Origin of the sequence: Microbacterium sp. BR1, from assembly GCF_002812725.1 — a bacterium.
GTDB lineage: Bacteria > Actinomycetota > Actinomycetes > Actinomycetales > Microbacteriaceae > Microbacterium.
This window is the reverse complement of the sequence record NZ_NMUN01000004.1, coordinates 960382-986639: the sequence shown is the minus strand read 5'-3', so window position 1 is coordinate 986639 and position 26258 is coordinate 960382. Positions and strand designations below refer to the sequence as shown.

Genomic DNA, 26258 nt, shown 5'->3' with positions numbered 1-26258 from the left:
GGGCAGGGCGCCGCCGAGGCATCCGGCGCCCCGGGTTCGTCCTACGCCTGTCGTGAGCCGCACACACCAGAACAGGAGGTTCGGTTGCCGCGGCGACCTCGGTCACCATCCGCTCGCGTCCCTCCGCCGTCGTCGAATTGACTTTGACGTCGGCATTGCGGATCTCGACGCCGCTGACGCGATGGGCCGCGCTCGCAGAGCAGCGGGGCGTTCGTCGCGCCGTCACTATGCGGGTGGGCGCCTACGGTGGAGGGATGACGGATGACTCGGCAACCATGGTCGCGGCGGGGCCCCTCCGCCGTCGCCTCATCGCGGTGGGGCTGCTCCTGCTGACGGTCGGCGCCGGTCTGGCGGTGCATCTGCTGGCGGCCGACGGCGCCGCATCCGACATCGCGGGTGACGCGCTCTACGCGGTCGCGGTCTACCTCGCGGTCACGATCCTCCTGCCCCGCGTGCGGGCCGTCGTCGTCGGGCTGATCGCGGCGGCCTGGTGCGTGGCGGTCGAGGTGTTCCAACTGACCGGAGTACCCCTGGACCTCGGGGCGGAGTTCCCGCCCGCGATGCTCGTGCTCGGCACGGTCTTCGACGCGCGCGACCTCGTCGTCTACCTCGTCACGATCGCCGTCGTCGCCGTGGCCGACGGCGTGCTCCGGGGCGGGCGACGCGCTCGCGCCTAGGACTCACCCGAAGATGCGCCGCCACACGTTGGTGTCGGCGAGGTCGAGAAGCTCGTCGCCCCGGCCCGACATGACCGTCCGCAGGGCGTAGAGCGCGAACCCCTTCGCCTGCGCCGCCGTGATCGACGGCGGGATCGAGAGCTCGTCGCGCGCCACCACCACGTCGAGCAGGACGGGGCCGGGATCTGCGAGAGCGCGCGTGAGGGCGTCCTCGAGCTCGGCCGCCTTCTCGACGCGGATCCCCGTGATGCCCATCGACCGCGCGACCTCGGCGAAGTCCGGATTGTGCAGCTCGGTCCCGAATGGAACGATCCCCGCCGCCTTCATCTCGAGCTCGATGAAGCTGAGCGAGGAGTTGTTGAACACGACGATCTTGATCGGCAGGTCGTTCTGGCGGATCGAGAGCAGGTCGCCCATCAGCATCGCCAGGCCCCCGTCACCCGCGAGGGCGATGACCTGGCGATCGGGATCGGTCGCCTGGGCGCCGAGGGCGTGCGGCATGGCGTTCGCCATCGAGCCGTGCGTGAACGATCCGATCAGGCGCCGTTGCTCGGTCATCCGCAGGTAGCGGGCGGCCCAGATGACCGGGGTCCCGACATCCGCCGTGAAGACGGCGTCCTTCGCCGCGAGCTCGTCGATCAGACGTGCCACGTACTGCGGATGGATCGGCTCCTTGCCGTCGTCGTTCGCGAACCCGTCGAGCTCGCGGCGGGTCTTCGCGTAGTGCGCCACGGAGTCCGTGAGGTGCGCGTCGCTGCGTCCGTCGCTCAGCAAGGGCAGGAGGGCCGCCGCCGTCTCGCGCACCCCGCCCACCAGGCCGAGATCGATCGGGGTGCGGCGTCCCAGCTGTTCGCCGCGGATGTCGATCTGGATGATCTTCGCCTTGCTGGGATAGAACTGGCGGTACGGGAAGTCCGTGCCGAGCATGAGCAGCGTGTCGCAGTGCTCCATCGCGCGGTACCCCGAGGCGAAGCCGAGAAGCCCGGTCATCCCCACGTCGTACGGGTTGTCGTACTCGATGTGCTGTTTGCCGCGGAACGCATGCACGATGGGGGCACGCAGCCGGTCGGCCAGCGCCATCACCTCGGCATGGGCGCCCGCGACGCCCGCGCCCGCGAGGATCGTGACCTTGCCGGCTGCGTCGAGCAGGTCGGCGGCGGCCCGCAGCTCGGACTCGGACGGCACGACGCGCGGTTCCGCCGCCCGGATCGGCGCGGACGGGCGACGGTTCGGGGCATCCGCGAAGAACACGTCTGCGGGCACGACGACGACAGCGACACCGCGCTTCTCGATCGCGGTGCGCATGGCGATCTCGAGCACCCAGGGCAGCTGGCTCGGGTCGGCGACCAGCTCGCTGTAGACGCTGCACTCGCGGAACAGCTCCTGCGGGTGCGTCTCCTGGAAGTAGTTGCTGCCGATCTCGGCGGACGGCAGGTGCGACGCGATCGCGAGCACGGGCACGCGGCTGCGCTGGGCATCGAACAGGCCATTGATGAAGTGCAGGTTGCCGGGGCCGCCGCTGCCCGCGACGACCGCGAGCTCGCCGGTCATCTCGGCCTCGGCGGCGGCCGCGAAGGCCGCGGACTCCTCGTGCCGCACGTGCATCCAGCGGATGTCCTTGTCGCGGCGCAGAACGTCGGTGAATCCGTTCAGCGAGTCGCCCGGCAACCCCCAGATCCGCGTGACTCCCGCGCTCTTCAACGTTTCGACGAACAGTTCTGCGACGCTGTGCGACATGCGAGGTCCTTTCCGGGACGATGATCGGCCACGATACGCGTGGCGAGCCTCACGCGAGAGGGGTTGCGCTTGCCGTCCGTGTCATCCCCCGAGAGGGGACGAGGGTGCGTGGATCGCTCGTTCCGTGGCGACGGCGATCGGGATGTGGCCCGCAGCCAGGATCGTCGCCGCGAGCGCGATCCACCACGATCCGAGCCAGCCGGCGGCCGACAGGAACGCCGCGATCGGGAACAGCGCCATCGGCACCGGAACGGGCCCGAGGGGCGCGTAGAGCGATGCGACGTGCCGCCCGGTCGCGAGGTAGCGCACCCGGAGTCCGAGGTACACGGCGATGCAGGCTGCCACCGCGGCGAACCACCACGGATCACCGGGTTCCTGCCCGGTCAGGGCGGGAGTGACGAGGCAGAGGGCCTGGCCGGCCCGCTCCAGCCAGGTGAGCGGGCGCGGAGTGCGGGTCGGCGGCGCGGCATCGACGGGTCGGAAGAAGATCAGAAGCGCATTGGGTGCCAGGACGGCGAGCGACACGGCCAGCCCGGCAAGCGAGAACCCCACGATTCCTCCTCGCGGCCATCGTAGGAGCACCGCGCGACGGGATGTCCGGTCACGGGCCGTGCATATCTGGATCGGTCCAATCCCGACGCTCTGGCCTGTGTCGATCGACCGAGCCCCCGGCAATCCGGGCCTTCACCGGGCCGAATGGCCAGTCCACTTCGATTGGCCTGTTGTCGGCGGGGCGTCACTGCGATCGGATCGAACCATCCACCCGATCCCGGAGGTCCTCATGCTCATCGTCGTCCTGCTCGTGGCGCTCGCCCTGGTCGCTCTCGTCGTCGCGGCGACGATGGCCGTCGTGCTGCGCGACGACCGGGGCGCGATCGCGGACGATTGGGCGTACGACACCCGGCGGCCCCAGCCCTGAGCGTCGCGCTCAGTGAGCGGATCGGATCGCTGCCGCCGCGATCCCGCTCGCCCAGCCCGGTGCGCGTCCGTCGTCCGGTGGACGGAGCGCGGATGCCTCGACCCCGCTCCGGGTGAGCACCCACGACGCGAGCGAGTTCGAGTTCCACATGTCGCCGACCCGCAGGGGATCCCGGCCCCACACGAAGCCGGGCACGGAGGCGACGACGTCGGACATATGGCGGGCGCGTTCGAGACCCACGTCCAGGCGCACGGGCGCACCCACCGCCCAGGCGCGGTCGGGGAGGACCCCGTCGCGCCAGCATCGCACCTCGTAGCGGAAGAATCGCGAGCGTCCGAGCGCGCGCATGCCCACCGGCCCCGTCGCCACGACTCCGCGATCGACCGCGGGTGCGCCCCACGCGGGAGCCATCTCGATGATGTCCCGCCGTCCGTCGACGACGAGTTCGAGCGCGGCGTGGAACAGGGGTCGCGGTCGACGTCGGTGCACGGATGCATCGATCACCTCCCACCAGCGGCTGGTGTGGATCACGACGTGACCGCCCGCGCCCACGGGGAGCCACCACAGCAGCAGGTGCGGGCCGGGATCGCTCGGGGGTCGGGGTGTGTCCGCGTGCGGCGACATGCGGCCTCGCGATCAGGCGTCGACGTGCAGCCGTTCGCCGACGAAGGTCGTGGCTCGCCGCCACGCGTCTGCGGCCGCATCCGGATCGTAGGTGTGGGGGTTCGTCTCGTTGAAGAACGCGTGCCGCGCCCCCGGGTACACGTGGTCGGAGAAGGCGATGTCGTTGGCCCGCATGTCCTTGCGCACCTCGGGAAGCCGATCGACGATGGCCGGATCGAGCTCGCCGTAGAGCGCGAGGACGGGGCACGCGATCCGCGCGATTGCCTCGGGTTCGGGCGCCGTCCCGTAGAAGGGCACGGCGGCGCGGACCCGGTCGTCGTCCGCGGCGAGGGCGAAGCTGTAGGTTCCCCCGAAACAGAACCCCGTCACGGCGATGCGTCCGCCGATCTCGGGCAGGCCGGCGAGGTGGTCGACGACGGCACGCAGGCGCGCCACGGCCTCCGACGCGTACTCGGGGGAGCGGATGGGGGCGAGCGCTTCCCTCAGACGCGGCTGCAGCGACGCGCGCTTCTCTTCGTCGGGGTCCGCGTTGAGGGCCGCGAGCTCCTCGCCGACCTCGGGGGTGACCCCGATGCCGCTCAGCAGATCGGGAGCGAGCGCGAGGTATCCCTCGTCGGCCCAGCGATCGGCGATCCGCGTGATCTGATCCACGAGGCCCCAGATCTCGTGGATCACGATGATCGCCCCGCGCGGCGGTCCCGCCGGCTCGGCTCGGTAGACGTCGACTCCGTTGATCTCGATGCGCTCACCCACGGCGGCAGTCTAGGGGGATCGGACATGTGCGCGAGTGGCCGCACGCGGTCAGCGGAAATCGCGTGAGTTGTGACGCACCCCGACGCGCAGGTCTTCGAAGGCATCGGCCACGAGGTTGGTGACGCCCTCGGGGGATCGCTCCAGCATGCCCCGCGCGATGAGGGCGGGGCTGTCGCGCACGACACGGCGATAGCGGTTCCAGACGCCGACCGTGCAGATCACGTTGACGAGCCCGTGCTCGTCCTCGAGATTGAGGAACGTCACCCCGGATGCCGTCGCCGGGCGCTGCCGGTGCGTCACGAGTCCCGCGACCTCGACGCGCCGGCCCTCCTCGTGCGTGCGCATGGCCTCGGACGACAGCACGCCGCGCTCGTCGAGGGCGGGACGGTAGTGCGCGAGGGGATGGTCTCCCGTCGAGATGCCCGTGGCCCACAGGTCCGCGGCCAGGGTGTCGTAGCCGGTCAGATCGGGGAACAGCGGGGGCTGGACGGCGATCATCGTGCCCGGCAGGAACTCCGAGCGATCCTGCGCGGCCGACCCCGCCAGCCAGATCGCCTCGCGGCGCGTCAGGCCCAGGCATTCGAAGGCACCGGCGGTCGCGAGGGCCTCGAGCTGCGCGGCCGTCGCGTCCGTGCGCCGTACCAGGTCGTGCAGGTCGCGATAGGGACCCCGGGCATCCCGCTCCGTCACGATCTTCTGCGCGGTCGCCTCGCCGATGCCGGTGACACCCTTCAGTCCCAGGCGCACGGCGAAGGCGCCGTCGCGACGATATGCGGCCGAGACGTCCGGTGCTTTCGCATCGAACAGGCCCGGCGCGGGTTGCTCGGGGGCGAGGCAGGAGTCCAGGCCCGTGGGACGGCGCACTCTTCGGGGCGCGCTCTCGGAACCGCGCGCGGACGACGATGCGCCCGCGTCCGCCCCGGGCGCATCGTCGGTCACGGGCTCGAGCAGCTCGGTCACCCCCGAGCGCTGCAGGTCGGGCCGCAGCACCTCCACCCCGTGGCGCCGGGCGTCGGCGACCAGGGTCGCGGGGGAGTAGAACCCCATCGGCTGCGACCGGAGCAGACCCGCGAGGAACGCCGCCGGGTAGTGCAGCTTGATCCACGAGCTGGCGTATACCAGCAGCCCGAACGACAGGGAGTGCGATTCCGCGAAGCCGAAGTTCGCGAACGCCTGGATCTTGGCGTAGATGTCGTCGGCCACGTCGCCCGTGAGGCCGTTCGAAGCCATCCCCTCGTACAGGCGATCCCGCAGCGAATCGATCTTCTCGAGCCCGCGCTTCGAGCCCATCGCGCGGCGCAGCAGGTCGGCCTCCTCGCCCGTGCATCCGCCGACCGCCATCGCGATCTGCATGAGCTGCTCTTGGAACACCGGTACGCCGAGCGTCCGCTCGAGCACGGGCTCGAGTTTCGGATGCGGGTACGTGATGGGTTCGCGGCCGAGTTTGCGCCGGACGAACGGATGCACCGCACCGCCCTGGATCGGACCCGGACGGATGAGGGCGATCTCGACGACGAGGTCGTAGAAGGCGCGGGGTTGGAGACGCGGGAGCAGGCCCATCTGCGCGCGTGACTCGACCTGGAACACCCCGATCGAGTCGGCGCGGCACAGCATGTCGAAGACGGCCGGCTCCTCCTTCGGCAGCGTCGCGAGCTCCCACCGCTCGCCCGTCGCGTCGCGGATCAGGTCGAAGCAGTGCTGCAGGGCCGCGAGCATGCCGAGGCCCAGCAGGTCGAACTTGACCAGGCCCATCCAGGCCGCGTCGTCCTTGTCCCACTGGATGACGGTGCGGCCGGGCATCCGCGCGTGCTCGATCGGCACGACCTCGCCGACGGGTCGGTCCGTCAGCACCATTCCACCCGAGTGGATGCCGAGGTGCCGCGGCGCCTTGAGCAGCTCGGTCGCGTATTCGATCACCTGATCGGGGATGTCGTGGTCTGACGAGGTCAGCTCGGCGCCCCAACGCTCGACCTGGGCCGACCAGGCATCCTGCTGCCCGGGCGAATGTCCGAGAGCCTTGGCCATGTCGCGCACGGCGTTCTTCGGCCGGTACTGGATGACGTTCGCGACCTGGGCGGCACGCTCGCGGCCGTAGCGGCCGTAGACCCACTGGATGATCTCTTCCCGGCGATCCGAATCGAAGTCGACGTCGATGTCGGGCTCTTCGTCGCGCAGGGACGACAGGAACCGCTCGAACGGCAGGCGGTAGTAGATCGGATCGACCGCCGTGATGTTCAGCAGGAAGCAGACGGCGCTGTTCGCGGCGGACCCGCGCCCCTGGCACAGGATGCCCCGGCGCCGGGCCTCGGCGACGATGTCGTGCACGATCAGGAAGTAGCCGGGGAAGTCCTTGCGCTCGATGACGTCGAGCTCGCCCTCGATCCGTTCCCGCTCGGCCGCGCTCAGGCGCGGATAGGTCCGCGGCACGGCCTGCCAGACGAGGTGGCGCAGCCACGACATCGGCGTGTGGCCCTCGGGCACCTCCTGGCGCGGCAGCGCGGGCTTGGCGCGGCGCAGGGGAAACGCGAGCTCGTCGGCGAGGGGAACGGTGCCGGCCACGGCCCCGGGATATCGGGCGAAGCGGGCGTGCATCTCGGCCCCCGAGCGCAGGTGTGCTGCGTGATGCGCGGGCAGCCATCCGTCCAGCTCGTCCAGGCTGCGGTTCGCCCGCACGGCCGCGACCGCCGCCGCGAGCCGGGCGCGTTCGGGGGCGGCGTAGTGGACGTTGTTCGTGGCGATCATGCTCAGGCGCCGCTCGGCCGCGAGAGCCGCGAGGGTGTCGTTGCGGCGTGAGTCGAGCGGATCGCCGTGGTCGGTCAGTTCGACGTGCACGCTGTCGCGGCCGAACAACGCGACCAGGCGATCGAGTTCGCGTGCGGCACCGTCGATCCCCTCGGCGTCGAGCGCCCGTCGCACGGCACCCTTGCGGCATCCGGTCAGCACGGCCCAGTGGCCGTCCGCGCTGCCACCTCGCCCGGCCCCGCCCGCGCCGGACTGCTCGGCGAGTTCTTCGAGGTCGTAGACGGGTCGGCCCTTCTCGGCGCCTCGCAGCTGTGCGGCCGTGATCGCGCCGGCCAGGCGGTGGTATCCCTCTTCGCCGCGGGCGAGGACGACCAGGTGCGCACCCTCGGGCTCGGGCTCGCCCTTCTGCGGGCGGGTGAGCTCGAGCGAGAGCTCGGCACCGAAAACGGTGCGGAGGGCGAAGGCCTCGGCGGCCTCGGCGAAGCGCACGATGCCGTAGAAACCGTCGTGATCGGTCAGCGCGAGGGCGTGCAGGCCCAGTCGTTCGGCCTCTTCGACGAGGTCCTCGGGTGAGGACGCCCCGTCGAGGAATGAGTACGACGAGTGTGCGTGCAGTTCGGCGTAGGGGACGCTGACGTCGGGGCGCAGCACGGGCGGTTTGACGTAGGCCGAGCGCTTGCGCGACCACGCCGGGCTGTCGCCGCCGTCCGCGTTGGGCGGGGTCGGGTCGGGTCGGCGGCCGCTGAGTATGCGTTCGAGCTCGGACCACGGCACGGGCGGGTTGTCGAAACCCATCAGTCGTACCTGCCCTCGGCCCACCAGCGCTCGCCCTCGTTCACGAGCATCCAGGCCGTCTGATCGGCGTCGACGATCTGCAGCCGGTACGCCGTGCGGCCGCGTTCGGCATCCCAGGTGCGCTCGCGTATGGGCCAGGGGCCCGCCCATTCGGCGACCGGACGTTGCCGGCCCTCGAGCCCCAGGCGCACAGGTGGTGCGCTCAGTCGACCGCGCTCGTCGACGCTCACCGAGCGTCCCTCGTGGTCGGTCACCGCGGCGCCCTGTCCCGCGGGAAAAACGGTCGCGGGCAGGGGAGCCGGTAGGTGGCCCGGCCAGGGCTGTGCGCGGGAGCGGGGGACGGATATCCGGTCACCCCACGGCACGAGCGTCTGCCGCTCGGACAACCATCGGCCTCCGCTCAGCGTCGGGGTCGACACCCCGCGATGTCCGAGCATCGCCTGCACGCGCGACAGCGCATGGTGCACGCGCTCTTCGGCACCCTGTCCGAAAAGTCCCGGCTCGTGGTGGGATGCGGCATCCACCGCTTGCGGAATCAACCGCACCAGCGCGACCCCGCTCTTCAGATCGTTGCCAATCGCGGACTCGAGCTGCCAGCGCACCCGGTCGACGACGTCGGGGGCGTCGAAGCACGTCGGATGCAGCCACACCCGCTCCGAGAACCCGCCGCCCTCGTCGGTCAGCTCGACCCGCAGTTCGGTGCAGACGAGGGATGTTCGCGTCAGGCCGTGGATGAATTCGTCGGCGGTGGTTCGTACCCCGAAGCCGATCTGGTCGACGAGCTCGAGGGGCGGCTCGAACGCGATCTGCCGCTCGAGGTCCGGCGGAGGGATGCGCGCGACCATCGCGCGGGGGTCGCGCCCCCCGGCGAGGGCATGCAGACGGATGCCTCGTTCCCCGAACCTCCCGCGCACCTTCTCGACGTCCAGCGCGGCGAAGTCGCCGAGCGTCCGCACGCCCAGTCGGGCAAGCAGACCGATCAGCTCATCATCCTCGAGCGTGACGACCGATAGGCCGGACAAGAACGCCGCCGCATCGCCCGGCGGGATCACCAGGATGCCGCCCGTGCCCGTGCCCGTGCCCGTGCCCGTGCCCGTGCCCGTGCCCGTGCTCGTGGCCGGTCCCGCGCGCCGAGCTGCCTGCTCGGCGGTGAAGGGACCGTCGGCGACGCCCGCGCGTGTATCGGGGATTCCCAGAACATCGAGTGAATCGCGCAGCACCCGGGCGGCCGCCTCTTCGCCGCCGTAGTAGCGGGCCGGCCCGCGCGCACGCAACGCGCAGAGTCCCGGTCGGATGATCTGGACGCCCGGCGCGCGGGCCTCGATCGCCTCGACGACGGGCAGGAAGGCGCGATGATCGCGTGCGGTGTCGTCGGCGACCACCCGCAGGGCAGGACAGCGCGCCTGGGCGTCGCGTCTGCGCTGCCCCCGCCGCACTCCCTCGGCCCGCGCGGCGGCGGAGCACGCGACCACCCGATTCGCGCGCATGATCGCGACGGGGGGAGGTGGTGCGAGCGCGTCCATGCCCTCGGCGAGTCCACGCGCGAGGTCGCCTGTCTCCCTCGCCAGGGCGACGATCGGCCAATCGGGGATCCACAGCACCAGGCTGCGCACGACGTCCACGATCAGCCCGCCGCTCGAATGCGGATGGGCGGAGCAAGGTTTGTGTCGCGGGCCGGGGTGCGAACGTCCAGGCCTCCATCGGGGCCGGGTAGCAGCATCCGGGCGCTCCGTGGCACGGGGGAGCGGCGGCTGCTCGCGGTGACGGTGACCTCGCGGCCCTCGAGATATCCGTGCCCGGCTTCCACACCGCTCCAGTACGGTTCGCTCACGCTCAGCAGGGCATCTGCTCCGGGCCAATCGCCCAGCACGAGCAGAACGGTGCCGCGGTCGCGCAGGCGGGCGCTCAACCGCGCGACATCGCCGTCGCGGGCGCGACCTTGCGGGCGTACCGCCACGATCGGCAGGACCTCGGCTACCGCCGCGGCTACCGCCAGCCACCGCTGGCCCGGTTCGGGGATGAGCACGAGACGTTCGAGGTCCACACCGAACGATGCGGCGGCCTCGGCACCCAGGGTCGGCATCCCGATCGCCGCGCACCACGATCCCGCCTGCGACGCGGTGGAGATGAGCGCCAGCAGCAGACTCGGGGATGCCGAGATCGCATACGAGGAGCCGGGACGCAGCCCGCCCTCGGGGAGGAGCTCTGCCAGCAACGGATGCACCGGCAACGGCGGAGCATCGACCCGCGGTGCCTGTGCGCGCTCGAGTTGCGTCCGCAGGCGCCTCAGCTCGTCCGCGGGCGAAGCTCGATCATGCCCAGCCGCTGCGTGGGGGAGGAGCGTTGCCATCCCGTCATGCTAGAACAAAGCTTCGACACTGGACAGGGGGTTGACGGGACAGGTGTACGAATCAGAAAACGAGCCCCACGGTCACCAGGACGACGGCGATCAGCGGCGGAACGCCCTGAACGGCGGCGGCGCGCGCCTTCGCGGGCGACGACAGCACCAGCACCAGGCTCGCGGCGAGCATCGAACCCGTGCCGACGAGCACGAGGGTGGCGCCGACGGGCAGGTATCCCACCGCGACCAGGATGATCCCGAGTCCCGTCGCAACGGCGAGAAACAGGTTGTAGAAGCCCTGGTTGAATGCCATTTCGCGCGTCTGTTGCGCTTGTTCGCGGGTCGTGCCGAACGTCCTTCGCGCCCGCGGGGTCGTCCAGACGACCGACTCGAGCACGAAGATGTAGACGTGGATCAGGGCCGCGAGGCCCGCGAAGATCAGACCGGCGATGACCATGGGTGCGCTCCTTCGGTGCCGACGTCCTCGCGCCAACACCCCATCATCCCGCGCCGACGTTGCCGTGTCTTCTCGCGAACGGACGCGACTCGCCGTATCCGCAGGGGATCACGCGGCGAGTCGCGTCCGTTCGCGGACGGAAAGCCTCAGCCCCGGAAAGGGTCAGTGCCCGTGGTGGCCCGTCATCTCGCCGTGCGGCACGGCGTAGTCGCCGGCGTTGGTCTGCGCGAGCGCCGGGGTCGTCAGCGCCGATACCAGCAGGGCTCCCGCGACGACCCCGATCAGCGTGCGCCCGGCGGGTGCCGACGAGCGAGCGGATGACTCGGCATCCGCGCCCCTTCCGGCTGCGCCCCTTCCGGCTGCGCCCCGTCCGTCCCCTGTCCGAGCGGCCCCGCGCATCGTCGCGGCCGCCGCGCCCGCGACCGCCACGAGCATGATGCTCGAGCTCACGAGCGGGATCCACGCCATCAGGTCGAACAGGGCGAGAACGAGTCCGCCGAGGGTCGCGGCGACACCCACCCCGAGGGTCGTGCGGACCAGCGGCATCCGCCCGAGGCGCAGCGCGACGATTCCCCACGCCAGCTCGGCGGCACCCAGCGCCGTGAGCGGCAGGAGTACGCCGATCGGTGAGCCCGCCGCGACGGCGATATGGATGAGGCCCGCCCCCCAGGCGAAGAGGGCGGGCCACATGCGAGTCGACATGGTCAGGCGAGAGCCGAACGGGTCGACGTGCCGCGCTCTGCGCCGAGTCCGACACCGAGCAGCACGATCGCGCTCGCGAGGTGGAGGAAGTGGTCGGCGGTGTTCAGCGCGAGGATGTTGGCGGCCGTGTTCACGAGGAAGAAGCCGACGATTCCGAGCAGCAGGTAGACCGCGCCCACCGTGATGTTGACGCCCTTGGCGGCGCGGACGGACGAGAGTCCGGCGATCAGCAGGGCGGCACCGATGAGGAGGTGCGCGATGTTGTGCAGCGGGTTGACCTCGAAGATTCCGAGGAGCAGCCCGCCGTCCGTTGCGATGAATCCGACGCCGCCGGTCACGGCGAAGCCGAGCAGGCCGACCAGGATGTAGACGGCGCCGAAGATGATGGCGACCAGGCGGTTGGGTGATGTGCGCATGAGCGCCTCCGTTCTGCACGGTGATTCCGTGTCGTTGGGTGTTTCGGAGGCTAACGATCATTGGATTGAAAGCTGAGGGGATTGCGTTCCGTCCGCAAACACGACAACATGTCGCCCTTGCGACCGAGTTCCGAACCCGCGGAGTAGGTTGGAAAACGTGCCGCTCACTCCCCGTGTCGCCGTCGTGATTCCGTGTCGTGACGACGCCGAATTCCTGGAGGCGTGCCTGGCGGCTCTCGATGCGCAGGATCGCCCGGCCGATCGGGTGATCGTCGTCGACAACGGAAGCACGGATGCTTCGGTAGCCGTCGCCCGCGCGCACGACGCCGAGGTCTTCGTGGAGGATGTCGTGGGCATCTGGCCTGCGGCCGCGCACGGTTACGACGAGGCCGCCCTCGACTGCGACATCATCGCGCGGGTGGACGCCGATTCGCGCCCGCACCCCGACTGGATCTCGCGCATCGTGCGGGCTTTCGTCGCCGACCCCGCACTCGGTGCCCTCACCGGTTCGGCCGAGTTCTACGGTGCCGGTCCGATCGTGCGGTATCTGGGTGCGAAGTGGTACATCGGCGGCATGTACTTCTGGGTCACGCCGTGGCTGGGACATCCGCCGGTCTTCGGCTCGAACTTCGCGATGCGCTCGACGCTCTGGGTGCGGGTGCGCGACGACGTCGACCGCTCGAACGCCGGTATTCACGATGATCTGGACCTGTCGATCCACCTGCGTCGGACGGACGGGGTCAGGTATGACCCGACACTGCGGATGCCTGTCTCCGCACGTCCGTTCGCGTCCCACGGAGCACTCTGGCGACGTGTCGGGCGGGTGATCCCGACCTTCGCCGCGAGTTGGCCCGTCGGTGCGGCCTGGCGACGTGAACGGGTGGCCCTCGAGCACCCCGATACCCGTCACGAGGTTCTCGACGAAGGCGACGAGTGGGCACCGGGCTTCGGTCGGTGAAGGTCGACGAACCTCAGGTTCGGCTCAGGATCGGGTAAATCTCGGAGGCCGCTCTCGCGCTGACGAAAACGACTTTATTCGCGTCGATCAGGCAATTCTTGGCGTGTAACAGTGAGTTCCGGAAGCGGGCTCGCCGATTCCGGCTTGACTTCATCATGAGAACTGTCTCATGATGCTGAACGGGAAGGGATCGCTTGACGGTCCCGCATACCTGGCTTTGGGGGCCGGGGGTCATCTGGGGAATTTTCTGGAGCTCCTTCCGTCGTCGAAGTCGAGTCATAGGGGAATTCCACTGGGGGATACGAGCATGCGTGCATCCACGGATCACGTCGTCGGCTGGGGCCGACGCGCGGCGATCTTCGTCCCGGTTCTGAGCGTGGCCGCTCCGAGTCGTGGCGTCTTGCGCGACAGCTCGCACATCGCAGTCGGTTGACAACGTCCCGCGCGTTGCGCGGGTCGAAAAGAACGTCCGGCGAGAGCCGGGCGGCTGGGGAATGCAAGCTCGCACTGGGGAGGGTGGGCGCACATGGGGATGGTGCGAGGTGGTTGGTGGGGACCGACCAGGACTGACGCGGGACTGGGTCTCGTCGAGGTCGTCATCTCGATGTTGCTGCTGACGGCGATTACCGGAGCGGCACGTCCGCTCGTGATCGCTGCTATGCAGTCGAGCGTGGGGAATCGGGAGACGGCGAGGGCGGATGCCTTCACCGACTCCATCGTCGCGGCGCTGCGGGCGCAGCTCGTCGGCTCGGCAATGGCGACATTGCTCGAGTCGCGGGGGGCTGTCACCGGGGAAGCTGTCGCCGAGACCGGCTCCGCACCGACGCACATCACTCCGGGCACGTGCCCGGCGAGGCACTCGGAGGGGTCGGCCGTTTCGGTCGCCGCTCTCGAGGTCGCGGCGCCGGGCACGTTGCTCCAGCCAGCCGTCTGATCCGAAGGCGGACGGACGCACGATATGTGGGAAAGGGGGTGACGGCAGATGGCCAAGACCGTTGTCGGTTTGGAGATCACCGAAGAGAGCGTTCGCGCGGTCGAGGTGACCGCTGGTGATCGACCCGTTCTTGTCGCGAGCGGAGAGATCGCGCTGCCCTGGGGAGCGGCGCGCGACTCGGAAGTTCTCGATCAGGATGCCGTCGCCCGTGCGTTGCGCCAGCTGTGGAGCCGTGGGGGGTTCCGCAGCAGGCGCGTCGTACTCGGGATCGGTAGCCGCAGGGTTCTCGTGCGCGAGTTCGCCACGCAGACGGTTCGCCCGGATCTGCTCGCGCATTCGCTGCCGTCCGAGGTGCAACATCTGCTTCCCGTGCCGGCCAGCCAGGCCGTTCTGGACTTCTTGCCGATCGCCGAGGCGGACGGGAAGACGAGCGGTCTGCTCGTCGCGGCCGTCTCGCAGACCGTCTCCACTCTTCTCGCGACGCTCCGCAAGGCGCGGCTCCGTGCCGATGCGGTCGACTTCGCGCCCTTCGGTCTGGCCCGCGCCGCGGGCACGCTCGCGATCCACGGCGAGACGCTCGCCATGGTCCACGTCGGAGACCACACCAGCTACGTGGTGATCGTGCGGGAGGGAGTGCCCCTCTTTGTGCGGATCCTGCCGATCGACATTCCGACGGCGGCCTCGATTGCCCGGGTGGACAACCGAGCGGTGGCAGATGACAACGCGGGGACCGGCACCCTGCCTCACTCGTCCGCGCACGCCGATTCCGACGCAGATCCGGCGTTCTCCGGCATCGATACGACGGTCGTCGATGTGTATTCGGCTCTCGCCGCGCGCGTCGACGCCGACACACCTCTCGGTCGGGTGCGTCTCGGCGCTGGCGCCGAAGGACCGGGTTCACCCTTCGCCGCTCCCGTGCCGGTGGCGGCCGCGGACCTCGCTTCGCGCGTTCGCAGCACTCTTGCCTTTCACGAGGGTCGCTCGGATGACGCACCAGAGATCGATCGCGTGCTGCTCAGCGGTGCCGGCGCTGCGTCGCCCGGCGTGTTCGATGCGATCGACGACGCTGTGGACATGCAGGTCGTCCTCGTCGAGGCCGGCGACCTGGTTCCGGTCGGTACCTCCGTCGTCCCCGGCGGTGACGTCGCTCGGGATCTGGTGAGCACCATCGGTCTCGTGCTCTCGCAGGAGGCAGCATGAGCCTCATTCCCGAGGCACTCGTGATTCGAGCGGGGGGCATCCTTGTCATCTCCGTTGTTCTGGCGTCGGTGTTGACGCTCGCCACCTCGTGGGTGGTGCAGTCGCCGGGCTAGGCGACGCTTGGATTCGGTCGCACGGGCATCCCCCCACCCCCCTTGTTCTTGTGACCGAATGGGCGCCCCCGACATCGTTGATCGATGTCGGGGGCGTGTCCCTTTTTCGGGAAGGGAGCACGCGCCGCGCCGACCCGTGGAGATGAGTGTCCTCTCATCCCTGCCCGGATGTCCTCTCATGTTTCGTGGATGTTTCCTGAAGATGAGAATTTTGTGGCCCGCCGAGGAAAGTCCGTTCATCCCTGGCTCTACGCGCTATATCCGCTTTCCGAGACATCCATAAACCGATGATAACCTGGGATTTATAGAATTCTCTGCTTTCGGCCGAATGCCGAACATTCGGCGAATAGGAGCAAAGAGGCATGCAAAAGCGTCCGTGTTTGCGCATATTGAAAAGTCGGGCACCTTGACACAAAGATGAGAGAGCCCTCATGATTCTCCGTGGGGGATGGATGCATGCAAGTGCATTCGCCAAAAAGCAGTCGGGACGGGCCCAGGCCCTGACGGAGGGAAGCTCCCGTCCCGACTGACCCCCTGTGTCGGCCCCCAGGGGAGAGAGAACGCATGGCCCCCCACGCTTCGTCGCCCCGCTGTGGTCCATCATGACCGCGCGCGCACCCGCGATCATCCCGGCCGTCGTCGTCACCGCAGCGGTAGTGGCGGCCGTGGCGTGGTTCTTCGCCGCGGCGGTCTTCGCGGGCACTGTGGTCAGCCCCGTCGCGAACGTCTTCGTCGCCATCGCCATTCTCTATTTCGCCGCCATCAGTGTGGTGTTGTCGCTGATCGACCTCAAGACGCACCGTCTGCCGAACGCGATCGTTCTGCCGAGCTATCTCGTGTCGTTCTTCCTGCTCACACTCGCCTGTGTTCTCGGTGGTGATTGGGCGGCGCTTCTGCGTGCCGCGATCGCCATGGTGGTTCTCTTCGGCTTCTACGCGCTCCTGCGCGCGGTCCGTCCGGACGGCATGGGCGGCGGGGACGTCAAGCTCGCGGGACTCGTCGGGATCCAGCTCGGCTGGTTCGGCGCGGGCAGCGTCATCGTCGGTACGCTCGCCGCCTTCATCCTGGGCGGGCTGTTCGGAGCCATCCTCCTGCTGACACGACGTGCCGGGCGTCGCACGGCGATCCCGTTCGGGCCGTGGATGCTGGCGGGTGCGTGGGTCGGGATCGCCGCCGGTGAGCCCGTTTCGTCCTGGTACACGGGGCTGCTCGTCGGCGCCTAGGCGTCGATCGAGGGTGAGAGGGAAGCGGAGGCTGCAGTGGCTCGAACGATCGTGAGTCTGGAGATCACCGAAGAGAGCGTGCGCGCCGTCGAGGTGACGACGGGCCGGGCGCCCGCGCTCGTCGCCGCGGGCGAGATGCCGTTGCCTTCGGGCGCTGCACGCGACTCGCTCGTGCTCGACCCGCGGGCCGTCGCGGGCGTTCTCGCCGAGCTCTGGAGCCGCGCCGGTATCCGCCGCAGACGTGTCGTTCTGGGCATGGGCGGTCCGGGGGTCGTGGTGCGCGAGTTCTCGACGCCGACGCAGCGGCCCGCCACCCTTCGGCAGATGCTCCCCGTGCTGGCGGGGGACGTGCTCCCGATGCCCGTCTCCGATGCCGTCCTGGACTACTTCCCGTTCGCCGAGGCGGATGGTCAGCTGCGCGGCCTGCTCGTGGCCGCGCAGCTGCAAACGATCGACGGGCTGGTGTCGACGCTGGCGATGGCCCGGCTCTCCGTCGACACGATCGATGTCGTCCCGTTCGGGCTCGCACGCCTGTCGAGCCGCCTCGGACGCCTCGGCGACGCGACGGCCATGGTTCACGTCGGCGACCACACGAGCTACGTCGTCGTGGCGGTCGACGGTGTCCCGCAGTTCGTGAGCATCGTCCCGGTCGACATTCCGACCTCGGCGGCCCGGGTGCGCGCCCACGCCGCCGCCGTTCGTCCCACCCGCGACCGCGAGTTCGTCCTCGCGGGGTCCGCGGCGACAGCGGCTGCGCCGCGCACGGCATCGGGTGGCTCCGCTGCTGTTCCTGCAGTCGTGGCTCTCGCCGACCGGGTGCGGAGCGCGTTGTCGTTCTATCGCAACCGCCCCGGGGCGGCACGTATCTCCACGGTGTGCGTCAGCGGTGCCGGAATGGCAGCGGAAGGAGTGCGGGGTGAACTGGCCCGGGTACTGGATGTGTCGCCCCAGACCGTCACCGCTCACGCCATCGTCTCGCTCCGGGGCGCGGTGGGCCCGTCGATGGATCTCGATCTCAATCTGGTCTCGACGATCGCGATGACGATGGTGGGCTCCCGCAGATGAAGACTCAGGCGTCGGCCCTCGTTCTCGCGAGGGTTCCGCGCGTCAATCTGATGCCGGTCGCGGAGATCGAACGGCGCGCGCGAATCCCTCGCCCGCCGGTGGCTCATTGCTCTCATGGTGATCATCGCCGCGGCCGCCCTGGCGTGCGCCGCGGCGGCCCTGCTCGCCGGGGATGCGGAACAGCGGATCGCGGTCGAGCAGGCCGAGGCGCGACCATGGGGGACGGGAGAGGTGCAGATCGGTTTCGCCGTCGCCCGCCCGGCGCCCTGACGGGATCCGCCCGGGCTGTCAAGGTGCTGCACGGTTGCCGTCGCGCGATTAGCCTGACCAGATGGCCGATACCGAAGCGCGTCCGCAGGCCCCGCGACCACCCATCGCCCGGATCATCGCGTGGGCGCTGCAGCGCAAGCCCGTTCGCGCCCTCCTTCTCTACTCCGAGCATCGGGGCCCGATGCTCGCCGACAGCATCACGTATCGCCTCTTGTTCGCGGTCTTCGCCGCGGTGCTTCTGGGATTCTCGATCGCGGCCCTGTGGCTCTCGGGCAATGCCGCCGCCTGGCAGGCACTCATCGACGCGGTCAACTCCGTCATCCCGGGGCTGGTCGGCACGGACGGGCTGATCGATCCCTCGGACATCACGGCGCCGGCGGGTCTGTCACTGACCGGAGTTCTGTCGTCGATCGGTTTGGTCGGTGCGGCCATCGGCTCTGTCGGTCAGGTGCGTTCCGCGTTGCGGTCGCTCGCCGACCAGCCCAACGAAGACCTCTTCATCGTCTGGGCCCTGCTCCGAAACCTCGCCGTCGCCGTCGGGGTCGGTGTTGCGCTGGTGGTCGCGGCCGGTGTGACGTTCTTCGGAACCGCGCTGGTCGATGTCGTGGGCGGATGGTTCGGGGTGCCGCCCGACCACCCGCTCTCGTCGTGGGGTACCTGGTTGCTGTCCGCCGTCGTCGTCTTCGTCCTCGACGCCGTGGTCATCGCCGTGGTGTTCCGCGTGCTGTCGGGGGTGAGGGCTTCGGGTCGCACGCTCTGGACGGGCGCCCTGCTCGGCGGGCTCGGGCTCACCGTGCTGCAACAGCTGTCCGGCCTGTTCGTCGGAGGCGCGCGCGCCAACCCGCTGCTGGCCTCATTCGCCGCGCTCATCGCCCTGCTGCTCTGGTTCAACCTGTCGAGCCAGGTCGTGCTGATCTCGGCCGCGTACATCCTCACCGGTGTCGAAGAGCAGCGGGATCGCGTGCCCGCCCGCTACGGGGCCCCCACGTTCGCCGCGCGGCGCGTCCAACGTTCCGAAATCGCTCTGAAGGTGGCCAAGGCCGAACTCGACCGTGCGCGACGGGCGGAGCAGGAGGAGCGCGAGAAGGCGCTCTCTGGATCGAAGGGAGACACATGAGTGACACCGGAGTCACCACCCCCGCATACTCCGCCGCGGCGGTCCGCGCCGCAGAGCAGCCCCTGATCGCGGCGGGCGAACCCCTCATGGCGCGCGCCGCGTCGGCGACCGATGCGTGCGTGCGCGAGATGCTCGAGGCATCCGGCAATCCCGCGGGACCCGTACTCGTGCTCGTCGGGTCGGGTAACAACGGTGGGGATGCGCTGTTCGCCGCGGCCTCGCTCGCGAGCTCGGGCATACCCGTGCGTCTGCTGCTGACGTCCGATCGGGCGCACAGCGAGGGTCTCGGTGCCGCTCGCCGCGCGGGTGCACGGTGTGTCGGTCTCGACGAGGTGCGGGCCGGAGCATCCGGCTTCAGCGTGATCGTCGACGGGATCCTCGGCATCGGCACGTCCCCATCGCCCGCGCTCCGCGGGATCGCGCGGGCGGTCGTCGAGGCGATCATCCCCGCTGTGTCGACGGATGCGCCGGACCGGCCTCGTGTCGTCGCGGTCGACCTTCCGAGCGGCCTGCACCCCGACGACGGTTCGGCCGACGACGCCGTGTTGCCCGCCGACATCACCGTGACCTTCGGTGCGTTGAAGGCGGGTCTTGTTCGGGGACGCGGCCCGGAGGTTGCCGGCGAGATCCGCCTCGTCGACCTGGGCCTCGGGCCCGCCCTGGCGCGGGTGCGACCGGAGCTCGAGACATCCGTGCCCGTCCGTCTCGTGGCCTGACCGCGGCGAGCGGTCGCGACTCGCCGCGTGCCCGTGCTGCGACACGGCGAGTCGCGACCGTTCGCGCCCCCTGGGGTCACTCAGCCGCGCGCGTGGAGCTCGACGAACGTCCGCAGCATCCGTGACGGATGCGATACCGGCGCCCGGCGCACGGCGGCGAGCGTCGTCTCGAGTTCGTGTGGGGCGAAGTAGCCGTGCCCCGCATAGGCGTGGATGCGCGTCGTGATGCCGTCGACGTCGAGTTCGGGATGGAACTGCGTCGCGTAGACGTTCCGTCCGACGCGGAACGCCTGCACGGGACACCCCGGTGAGGATGCCAGGTGCACCGCGTGCGCGGGCAGGCGCGAGACCGCCTCTTTGTGACCGACGAACGCGCCGAACTCGGTCGGGAGCCCGGCGAACAGCGGATCGCGCGCGCCCTCCGCGGTCAGCGTGACCGGAACGACGCTGATCGGCTCGCCGAACGTGCGGTCGATCGCGGCGCCCTCGTGCACGCCCAGCGTTCCGATGCCGTAGCACGCCCCGAAGAACGGGAAGTCGGCCGGCACGACCCGGTCGAGCAGGGCGTCGAACTCCTCTTCGACCCGCCGCTGCACGGGCGATTTGGCCTCCGTCGCGTCGGAGGCGTTGAACGGGCCACCGCCGACGATGATGCCCGACAGGGCGTCGAGGTCGAGTTCCGGCATCGGACCGGCCTCGAGACGCACCCGGATCAGGTCACGCTCATCGAGTCCCGTGGCGTGCAGGATCGCGGCGTACTCCTCGTCCGCGGGCACGTCCTCGGCCCGCGTGGCGAGCAGTACGAACGGTCTCACCGGCTACGAGGCATACGTGACGAGGCCGAGTTCGACATCCGAGACGAGCTGCGGATGCGTCGGCACGACGCGCACCGTGTAACCGAACGGACCCGTCACGGCGAGCGGCACGGTGCCCGTGAACGTCGTCAGCCCGTCGACCGGATCGCCCGAGACCGCCAGCGGCACGATCGAACGCTCTCCCGTGATGGCGTCCTCGGCATCCGTCGTCCCGCACACGAGTTGCACGGCGACATCGTGGGCAGAGAGCCCGTCGAGCGCGACGGCGGCGCGCACCTCGAGCACGTCGCCGGCGGCTGCCTGCTGCGCGATGCCCGACCCGTCCACGCTCGCGATGTGCACCGACGGCCAGGCCGCACGCACGCGCTCCGTATAATCCGCGAGCTCGCGCGCAAGGGCGAAATCGTCGGCGCGCAGCTCGGTCGCGTGCTCCGACGCGGGCGTGTACAGACGGGCGACGTATTCGCGCACCATCCGGTCGCTCGTCGCCTTCTGCCCCAGCACCCTCATCGTGTGGCGGACCATTCCGAGCCACTCCGTGGGGACCCCGTCCGTACGGTCGAAGAACTTCGGCACGAGCTGGTGCTCGATCAGGTCATAGAGTGCGGATGCCTCGGCGTCGTCACGCTCGTCATCCGAGCTCGCCGTGTCGGCCGTGGGGATCGCCCAGCCGTTCTGCCCGTCGAACCACTCGTCCCACCAGCCGTCGAGGATCGACAGGTTGAGCGCGCCGTTGAGCGCCGCCTTCATGCCCGAGGTGCCGGATGCCTCGAGGGGACGGATGGGGTTGTTGAGCCAGACGTCGCAGCCGGGGAAGAGGGTCTTGGCGAGCGAGATGTCGTAGTCGGGCAGGAACACGATCCGCCCCCGAACCTTCGGATCACGGCTGAATCGCACGAGCTCCTGGATCATCTGCTTGCCGGAGTCGTCGGCGGGATGCGACTTGCCCGCGACGATGATCTGAACGGGATGCTCGGGGTCGGTCAGGATCCGCGTCAGCCGTTCGGGGTCCCGCAGCATGAGCGTGAGGCGTTTGTACGTCGGCACGCGTCGCGCGAACCCGATCGTGAGTGCCTCGGGATCGAGGACGCCCGCGAGGCCGGTGCGGCTGCGCGCCTCGTCGACCAGTTCGCCCTTCATCGTCGAACGTGTGTCCCAGAGCTCGCGATCCGGGACGCGCGCGACGTCCGTCCAATCGTGGGTCTCGACGTGCGCATCACCGAAGGCGCGCTCGCTCAGGCCCTTCAGCGCGGGGTGCAGCCAGGTGGGCGGGTGCACGCCGTTCGTGATCGACGTGATGGGAACCTCGTCGGTGTCGACGCCCGGCCACAACTGCCCGAACATCCCGCGGCTCACCTCGCCGTGCAACAGTGAGACACCGTTCGCGTGCTGCCCGAGGTGCAGGCCGAGCACGGCCATGTTGAACACGCTCGGATCGCCGCCCTGCCAGCTCTCGAGCCCGAGCGCGAGAGCACGTTGCGGGTCGATGCCGCTGACGACACCGGCCGTGAGGTAGTCGGCGATCAGGTCCTTGGGAAAGCGGTCGATGCCGGCCGGGACCGGGGTGTGCGTCGTGAACACCGTCGAGGCGCGCACCTGTGCGAGTGCCTCGTCGAAGGTCAGGCCATCGTGGGTGATGAGCTCCGACATCCGCTCGATGCCCTGCAGCCCCGCGTGGCCCTCGTTCGTGTGGTAGACGTCCGCCTCCGGTCGGCCCGTCACGCGGCACCAGGCGCGCAGGGCGCGCACACCGCCGATACCGAGCAGTGCCTCTTGCAAGAGCCGATGCTCGCCGCCGCCGCCGTACAGGCGGTCTGTGACCCGGCGCATCTCTTCCGTGTTGGAGGGCGTCTCGGAGTCGAGCAGCAGCAGGGGCACGCGACCGATGTCGGCCACCCAGATGCGCGCGTGCAGCACGCGACCGGCCGTGATGTCGAGGGACACCTCGACCGGCGTGCCGTCGCCGTCGCGCAGCAGCGTCAGACCGAGGCCGTGGGGGTCGAGCAGCGGGTAGCTCTCGCGCTGCCAGCCGTCGTCGCCGATCGACTGGCGGAAATATCCCGCGCGGTAGAACAGGCCGATGCCCGTCAGCGGCACGCCCAGGTCCGAGCAGCTCTTCAGGTGATCGCCGGCGAGGATGCCGAGGCCGCCGGAGTACTGGGGGAGCGAGCCGTCCACCCCGAACTCGGGGGAGAAGTAGGCGATGTGCTCGGGTTTCGGGCCCTGCACGCGCTGGAACCACCGCGGTTGCGTCAGGTAGGCCTCGAGCCGATCGGCTTCCTCGGTGACCCGACCGACGAATGCGTCGTCGCGGGCAAGGGCGTCGAGCCGCTCCTGGCCCAGCGCACCGAGCATCCGTGCGGGGTTCTCTCCGACCTTCGCCCACACGGCGGGATCCATGGACTCGAACAGGGCGTGCGTGGCGCGACTCCACGACCAGCGCCAGTTCGCGGCGAGGGTGTCGAGTGCCGCGATGCTTTCGGCGAGGACGGGGCGGACCGTGAACGTTCGAATAGCCTTCATGCGACTGATCTTAGGGGTGTCGTCTGACGGCTTCCCATCGTGGGTGGCGGGGGCCGGTCGCGCCCGCGGGGTAGGGTCGAAGAAGGAGGAATCATGTCTATTGCACGACTTTCCGGAGGGCCGCTCGACGGCCAGGTGGTACCCCTCGAGGATGCCGACGACGACTCGCTCGTCCTGCCGTACAGCGAGGGTCAGATCGTCTACCGCCGCCAGGGCGAGCTCGAGCAGACCGGCGAAGCGGACGGCCCCACACAGGCCACGTTCGTCTACGTCGAAGAGACGCAAGAGATTCGGCCGAGCGACGAATGAGCCGAAGCGCTCGATCGAGGTCGAGCGCAAGTACGACGTGAGCGAGGTCACCCGCATCCCGGATCTGGCCGCGCTTCCCGGTGTGGCCCGGGTCGCTCCGACCGAGCTGCGCTCCCTCGACGCGATCTACTTCGACACGGCCGATTTCGCTCTGGCGCGTCGAGCCGTCGCGTTGAGGCGACGGACGGGCGGTCCCGATGAGGGATGGCACGTCAAGTCCAGCGCTCCGGAGGGGCGGCACGAGTGGGGCTGGCCCCTCGACGATTCCCTGTCCTCCGATCCGCTCGCGATGGCGGTGCCGGACGAGGTCTGCGCGGCCGTCGCGGACTGGTGCGGCGACACCGAACTGCGCCCGATCGCGCGTGTGCGCAACGAGCGTCACGCGATCCTGCTGCACGATGCCTCGGGCGCTGTCGTCGCCGAGTACGTCGACGATCACGTCGAGGCGACCGACCTGCAGACGGGCAACGTTGCGCGCTGGCGCGAGTGGGAGGTCGAGCTCGGCCCCGCGGCGCCCGCCGACGATCGTGGTCGGGCCGAGTTCTTCGGGGCGGTGGACGCCGTCGTGGCCGCCGTCGGGGGAGTGCCCGCGGCATCCGGATCGAAACTCGAACGCGCCCTCGGGCGCTGACCCGCGAACGAGAGAACCGACGCCCGGCTCTCGATGCGAGGCCGGGCGTCGGTTCTTCGTGAAGAAGTTCGTCACATGTTGATCATGTGACCGGCGAGGCCGTGGAACGCCTCTTGCACGGCCTCGGACAGCGTCGGGTGGGTGTGCACGTTGCGCGCGGCCTCGAGCGCGGTCAGGTCCCACTTCTGGGCCAGTGTGAGCTCGGGCAGCAGCTCCGACACGTCGGGGCCGATCAGGTGGCCACCGAGCAGCTCGAGGTGCTCGCCGTCGGCGATGAGCTTGACGAACCCGATGGGCTCGCCGAGGCCGTTCGCCTTGCCGTTCGCCGAGAAGGGGAACTTCGCGACCTTGACGTCGTAGCCCGCGTCGCGCGCCTGCTGCTCCGTCAGCCCGAACGAGGCCACCTGGGGCGAGCAGAACGTCGCACGAGGCATCATGCGATAGTCGCCGAGCGCCATGGTCTCGGCCTTGCCGATCGTCTCCGCTGCGACGACACCCTGTGCCTCGGCGACGTGCGCGAGCTGCAGCTTGGCCGTGACGTCGCCGATCGCATAGATGTGGGGCACGTTCGTGTGCATGAAGTCGTCGATCTCGATAGCGCCGCGATCGGTCAGCTTCACGCCCGTGTTCTCCAGGCCGTAGCCCTCGACGTTCGCCGCGAACCCGATCGACATGAGGACCTTGTCGGTGTCGATCGACTGCGTCTCACCGCCGCTGTTCGGCGTGTACGTGACCGTGACCTTGTCGCCGTGGTCGGTGACCGAGTCGACCTTGGTCGAGGTGAGGATGTCGACGCCGTACTTCTTGTACTGGCGGGCGATCTCCTTCGAGACGTCCGCGTCCTCGTTGGGAAGGGCGCGGTCGAGGAACTCGATGATCGTGACCTTGACCCCGAAGTTGGTCATGATGAAGCCGAACTCCATGCCGATCGCGCCGGCACCGACGATGACGATCGACTTCGGCAGCTCGCGCGTCATGATCTGCTCTTCGTACGTCACGACGTTCTCGCTGAGCTGCACGCCCGGGAGCAGGCGCACGCGCGAGCCGGTCGAGATGATCGCGTTGTCGAATGTCAGTCGCTCGCTCGACCCATCGGCCTTCGCGACGTCGATCGTGTTCGCATCGACGAACGATCCGCGGCCCTCGTACTCGGTGACCTTGTTCTTCTTCATCAAGAAGTGGATGCCCTTGACGTGCGTCTCGGACACCTTGCGGCTGCGATCCCACGCGGTGCCGAAGTCGAAGTGCACGTCTCCCGAGATGCCGAACTGCTCGGCCTGGTGGGTGAACACGTGCGCGAGGTCGGCGTTGCGCAGAAGAGCCTTCGAGGGGATGCAGCCGACGTTGAGGCAGACACCGCCCCAGTACTTCTCTTCGATGATGGCCACCGAAAGACCGAGCTGAGCGCTTCGCACGGCCGCGACGTATCCGCCGGGGCCGGCGCCGAGAATGACGACGTCGTAGTGAGGCATAGCTTCAAGCCTAGACCCCGCGCGGTGCTCCAGTGCCGGGGTCGCGACCCGTTCCGTTGCCGTTCAAACTCCGTCGTTGCGGCGTCGTGCGCGAACCATCAGAACGGCGACGAGAGCGCCCCCGAGGCCGATCGCGACGATGCCGACGATGATCCAGATGGCGGTGAGGTCGACACCCACGGCATCCGTGTCCGGGTCCGTTTCGCCGCCGGCGCCGCCCGCGGTCGGAAGACCGGCGGGTTCGGATGGCTCGCCGACCGAGAAGGTGAGCTCGCCCGAGATCGGGTGACCATCGCTCGAGACGATCCGCCACACCACCGTGTAGGTGCCACGTTCGTCCGTGCCGGACAGTTCCTGGATGACGCCGTTGCGGTCGAGAACGGGATCACCCTGCTGCACCTCCGCCCCCGAGGGGGAGATCACGAGAACCTCGGTCGCGCCGGCGCCCTCGAGCGGATTCGCGCTGTAGCGCAGATCGATCTCGGTCGGGCCGACCTCGACGATCTCGCCGTTCGAGGGGGGGTGCTGCCGATCAGTTCATCGTGCGCGCAGGCCGCGGACGGTGCGGCGACGAAGAATGCGCAGAGGGCGACCATCAACGCCGCGAGCCCGGAGCGTCGAACGGCGGACGGGCGGCGTTGCGGCTGAGACATCACCCCCCGAGCCTAATCGAGGGTCCCTGAGCACCCATCGGGCGGTGAACACCGCACTCCGGCCCGTCGCGCACGGATCCGATCGGCTAGTCTGGA

At 69.5% G+C, this 26258-nt stretch carries 26 protein-coding genes and 1 pseudogene; 13 read left to right on the top strand and 14 right to left on the bottom strand.

Annotation, left to right across the window (positions count from 1 at the left end; all coding sequences use genetic code 11):
- The first annotated feature begins 254 nt into the window (after window positions 1–254).
- On the top strand, window positions 255–677 hold the full coding sequence (locus CGU35_RS08875) for a ribosomal maturation YjgA family protein (protein ID WP_232711204.1): 423 nt from the start codon (window positions 255–257) through the stop codon (window positions 675–677).
- Window positions 678–680: 3 nt separating this feature from the next.
- Here the strand turns inward: CGU35_RS08875 and poxB are convergent, their stop codons facing one another.
- Together poxB and CGU35_RS08865 are read right to left on the bottom strand one after the other, a co-directional pair.
- Window positions 681–2414, bottom strand: coding sequence for a ubiquinone-dependent pyruvate dehydrogenase (gene poxB, locus CGU35_RS08870; protein WP_100811124.1), 1734 nt, complete (start codon window positions 2412–2414; stop codon window positions 681–683).
- Between the two features lie 81 nt (window positions 2415–2495).
- Complete coding sequence (locus CGU35_RS08865; protein ID WP_100811123.1) at window positions 2496–2966, bottom strand: hypothetical protein; 471 nt, start codon at window positions 2964–2966, stop codon at window positions 2496–2498.
- 229 nt (window positions 2967–3195) lie between these two features.
- On the opposite strand from CGU35_RS08865, the gene CGU35_RS18130 reads away from it, so the two are divergent.
- A complete protein-coding gene (locus CGU35_RS18130) occupies window positions 3196–3333 on the top strand; it encodes a hypothetical protein (protein WP_157813922.1) in 138 nt (45 codons plus the stop codon).
- 9 nt (window positions 3334–3342) lie between these two features.
- Here CGU35_RS18130 and CGU35_RS08855 read toward each other — a convergent pair whose 3' ends face one another.
- From CGU35_RS08855 to CGU35_RS08820, 8 genes are all read right to left on the bottom strand, one after another.
- Entirely contained in the window at window positions 3343–3957 is a 615-nt protein-coding gene (locus CGU35_RS08855; protein ID WP_100811121.1) for a hypothetical protein, read from the bottom strand.
- A gap of 12 nt (window positions 3958–3969) precedes the next feature.
- Window positions 3970–4710: a dienelactone hydrolase family protein gene (locus CGU35_RS08850; protein ID WP_100811120.1), complete on the bottom strand. Its 741-nt coding sequence runs from the start codon at window positions 4708–4710 to the stop codon at window positions 3970–3972.
- A 48-nt stretch (window positions 4711–4758) separates the two neighbouring features.
- Window positions 4759–8247, bottom strand: coding sequence for an error-prone DNA polymerase (locus tag CGU35_RS08845; protein ID WP_100811119.1), 3489 nt, complete (start codon window positions 8245–8247; stop codon window positions 4759–4761).
- Window positions 8247–9860 carry a DNA polymerase Y family protein gene (locus CGU35_RS08840; RefSeq protein WP_232711203.1) on the bottom strand — a complete coding sequence of 538 codons (1614 nt, stop codon included), beginning with the start codon at window positions 9858–9860 and terminating at the stop codon, window positions 8247–8249. The genes CGU35_RS08845 and CGU35_RS08840 overlap by 1 nt, the downstream gene beginning before the upstream one ends.
- 11 nt (window positions 9861–9871) lie before the next feature.
- Window positions 9872–10597 carry a hypothetical protein gene (locus CGU35_RS08835; protein WP_100811118.1) on the bottom strand — a complete coding sequence of 242 codons (726 nt, stop codon included), beginning with the start codon at window positions 10595–10597 and terminating at the stop codon, window positions 9872–9874.
- A 61-nt stretch (window positions 10598–10658) separates the two neighbouring features.
- Window positions 10659–11045 (bottom strand): DUF1304 domain-containing protein, encoded by a 387-nt coding sequence (locus CGU35_RS08830; protein WP_100811117.1) that lies wholly within the window; start codon window positions 11043–11045, stop codon window positions 10659–10661.
- Window positions 11046–11207: 162 nt separating this feature from the next.
- Complete coding sequence (locus CGU35_RS08825) at window positions 11208–11747, bottom strand: hypothetical protein (RefSeq protein WP_100811116.1); 540 nt, start codon at window positions 11745–11747, stop codon at window positions 11208–11210.
- Window positions 11748–11749: 2 nt separating this feature from the next.
- A complete protein-coding gene (locus tag CGU35_RS08820) occupies window positions 11750–12163 on the bottom strand; it encodes a DUF4383 domain-containing protein (RefSeq protein ID WP_100811115.1) in 414 nt (137 codons plus the stop codon).
- Window positions 12164–12320: 157 nt separating this feature from the next.
- Here CGU35_RS08820 and CGU35_RS08815 point away from each other — a divergent pair, with 157 nt between their 5' ends.
- From CGU35_RS08815 to CGU35_RS08785, 9 genes are all read left to right on the top strand, one after another.
- Window positions 12321–13121, top strand: a complete 801-nt coding sequence (locus CGU35_RS08815) for a glycosyltransferase (RefSeq protein ID WP_100811114.1) — start codon at window positions 12321–12323, stop codon at window positions 13119–13121.
- 307 nt (window positions 13122–13428) lie between these two features.
- Window positions 13429–13554 carry a hypothetical protein gene (locus tag CGU35_RS18720; protein WP_258034400.1) on the top strand — a complete coding sequence of 42 codons (126 nt, stop codon included), beginning with the start codon at window positions 13429–13431 and terminating at the stop codon, window positions 13552–13554.
- 93 nt (window positions 13555–13647) lie between these two features.
- Window positions 13648–14055: a type IV pilus modification PilV family protein gene (locus CGU35_RS08810; protein WP_100811113.1), complete on the top strand. Its 408-nt coding sequence runs from the start codon at window positions 13648–13650 to the stop codon at window positions 14053–14055.
- 48 nt (window positions 14056–14103) lie between these two features.
- Window positions 14104–15255 (top strand): pilus assembly protein PilM, encoded by a 1152-nt coding sequence (pilM, locus tag CGU35_RS08805; protein WP_100811112.1) that lies wholly within the window; start codon window positions 14104–14106, stop codon window positions 15253–15255.
- A gap of 715 nt (window positions 15256–15970) precedes the next feature.
- Window positions 15971–16591, top strand: a complete 621-nt coding sequence (locus CGU35_RS08800) for a prepilin peptidase (RefSeq protein ID WP_100811111.1) — start codon at window positions 15971–15973, stop codon at window positions 16589–16591.
- A 36-nt stretch (window positions 16592–16627) separates the two neighbouring features.
- Window positions 16628–17656 (top strand): type IV pilus biogenesis protein PilM, encoded by a 1029-nt coding sequence (gene pilM / locus CGU35_RS08795; RefSeq protein ID WP_157813921.1) that lies wholly within the window; start codon window positions 16628–16630, stop codon window positions 17654–17656.
- Between the two features lie 114 nt (window positions 17657–17770).
- Complete coding sequence (locus CGU35_RS18125) at window positions 17771–17926, top strand: hypothetical protein (RefSeq protein WP_157813920.1); 156 nt, start codon at window positions 17771–17773, stop codon at window positions 17924–17926.
- 61 nt (window positions 17927–17987) lie between these two features.
- Window positions 17988–19043: a YihY/virulence factor BrkB family protein gene (locus tag CGU35_RS08790; RefSeq protein WP_100811109.1), complete on the top strand. Its 1056-nt coding sequence runs from the start codon at window positions 17988–17990 to the stop codon at window positions 19041–19043.
- The gene (locus CGU35_RS08785; protein WP_100811108.1) at window positions 19040–19759 is read left to right on the top strand and encodes an NAD(P)H-hydrate epimerase; all 720 of its coding nucleotides are present in this window, start codon (window positions 19040–19042) and stop codon (window positions 19757–19759) included. The genes CGU35_RS08790 and CGU35_RS08785 overlap by 4 nt, the downstream gene beginning before the upstream one ends.
- Window positions 19760–19839: 80 nt before the next feature.
- Here CGU35_RS08785 and CGU35_RS08780 read toward each other — a convergent pair whose 3' ends face one another.
- Both CGU35_RS08780 and glgP read right to left on the bottom strand, forming a co-directional pair.
- On the bottom strand, window positions 19840–20574 hold the full coding sequence (locus CGU35_RS08780) for a glutamine amidotransferase (RefSeq protein WP_100811107.1): 735 nt from the start codon (window positions 20572–20574) through the stop codon (window positions 19840–19842).
- 3 nt (window positions 20575–20577) lie between these two features.
- The gene (gene glgP / locus CGU35_RS08775; RefSeq protein WP_100811106.1) at window positions 20578–23097 is read right to left on the bottom strand and encodes an alpha-glucan family phosphorylase; all 2520 of its coding nucleotides are present in this window, start codon (window positions 23095–23097) and stop codon (window positions 20578–20580) included.
- A gap of 93 nt (window positions 23098–23190) precedes the next feature.
- Here glgP and CGU35_RS18545 point away from each other — a divergent pair, with 93 nt between their 5' ends.
- Both CGU35_RS18545 and CGU35_RS08770 read left to right on the top strand, forming a co-directional pair.
- Complete coding sequence (locus CGU35_RS18545) at window positions 23191–23406, top strand: response regulator (RefSeq protein WP_232711202.1); 216 nt, start codon at window positions 23191–23193, stop codon at window positions 23404–23406.
- Window positions 23407–23419: 13 nt separating this feature from the next.
- Complete coding sequence (locus tag CGU35_RS08770; RefSeq protein WP_258034410.1) at window positions 23420–24037, top strand: CYTH domain-containing protein; 618 nt, start codon at window positions 23420–23422, stop codon at window positions 24035–24037.
- Window positions 24038–24108: 71 nt separating this feature from the next.
- Here the strand turns inward: CGU35_RS08770 and lpdA are convergent, their stop codons facing one another.
- Both lpdA and CGU35_RS08760 read right to left on the bottom strand, forming a co-directional pair.
- A complete protein-coding gene (gene lpdA / locus CGU35_RS08765; protein ID WP_100811104.1) occupies window positions 24109–25509 on the bottom strand; it encodes a dihydrolipoyl dehydrogenase in 1401 nt (466 codons plus the stop codon).
- A 63-nt stretch (window positions 25510–25572) separates the two neighbouring features.
- Window positions 25573–26019: pseudogene (locus CGU35_RS08760) on the bottom strand (copper resistance protein CopC); the annotation flags it as partial.
- Window positions 26020–26258 lie beyond the last annotated feature (239 nt).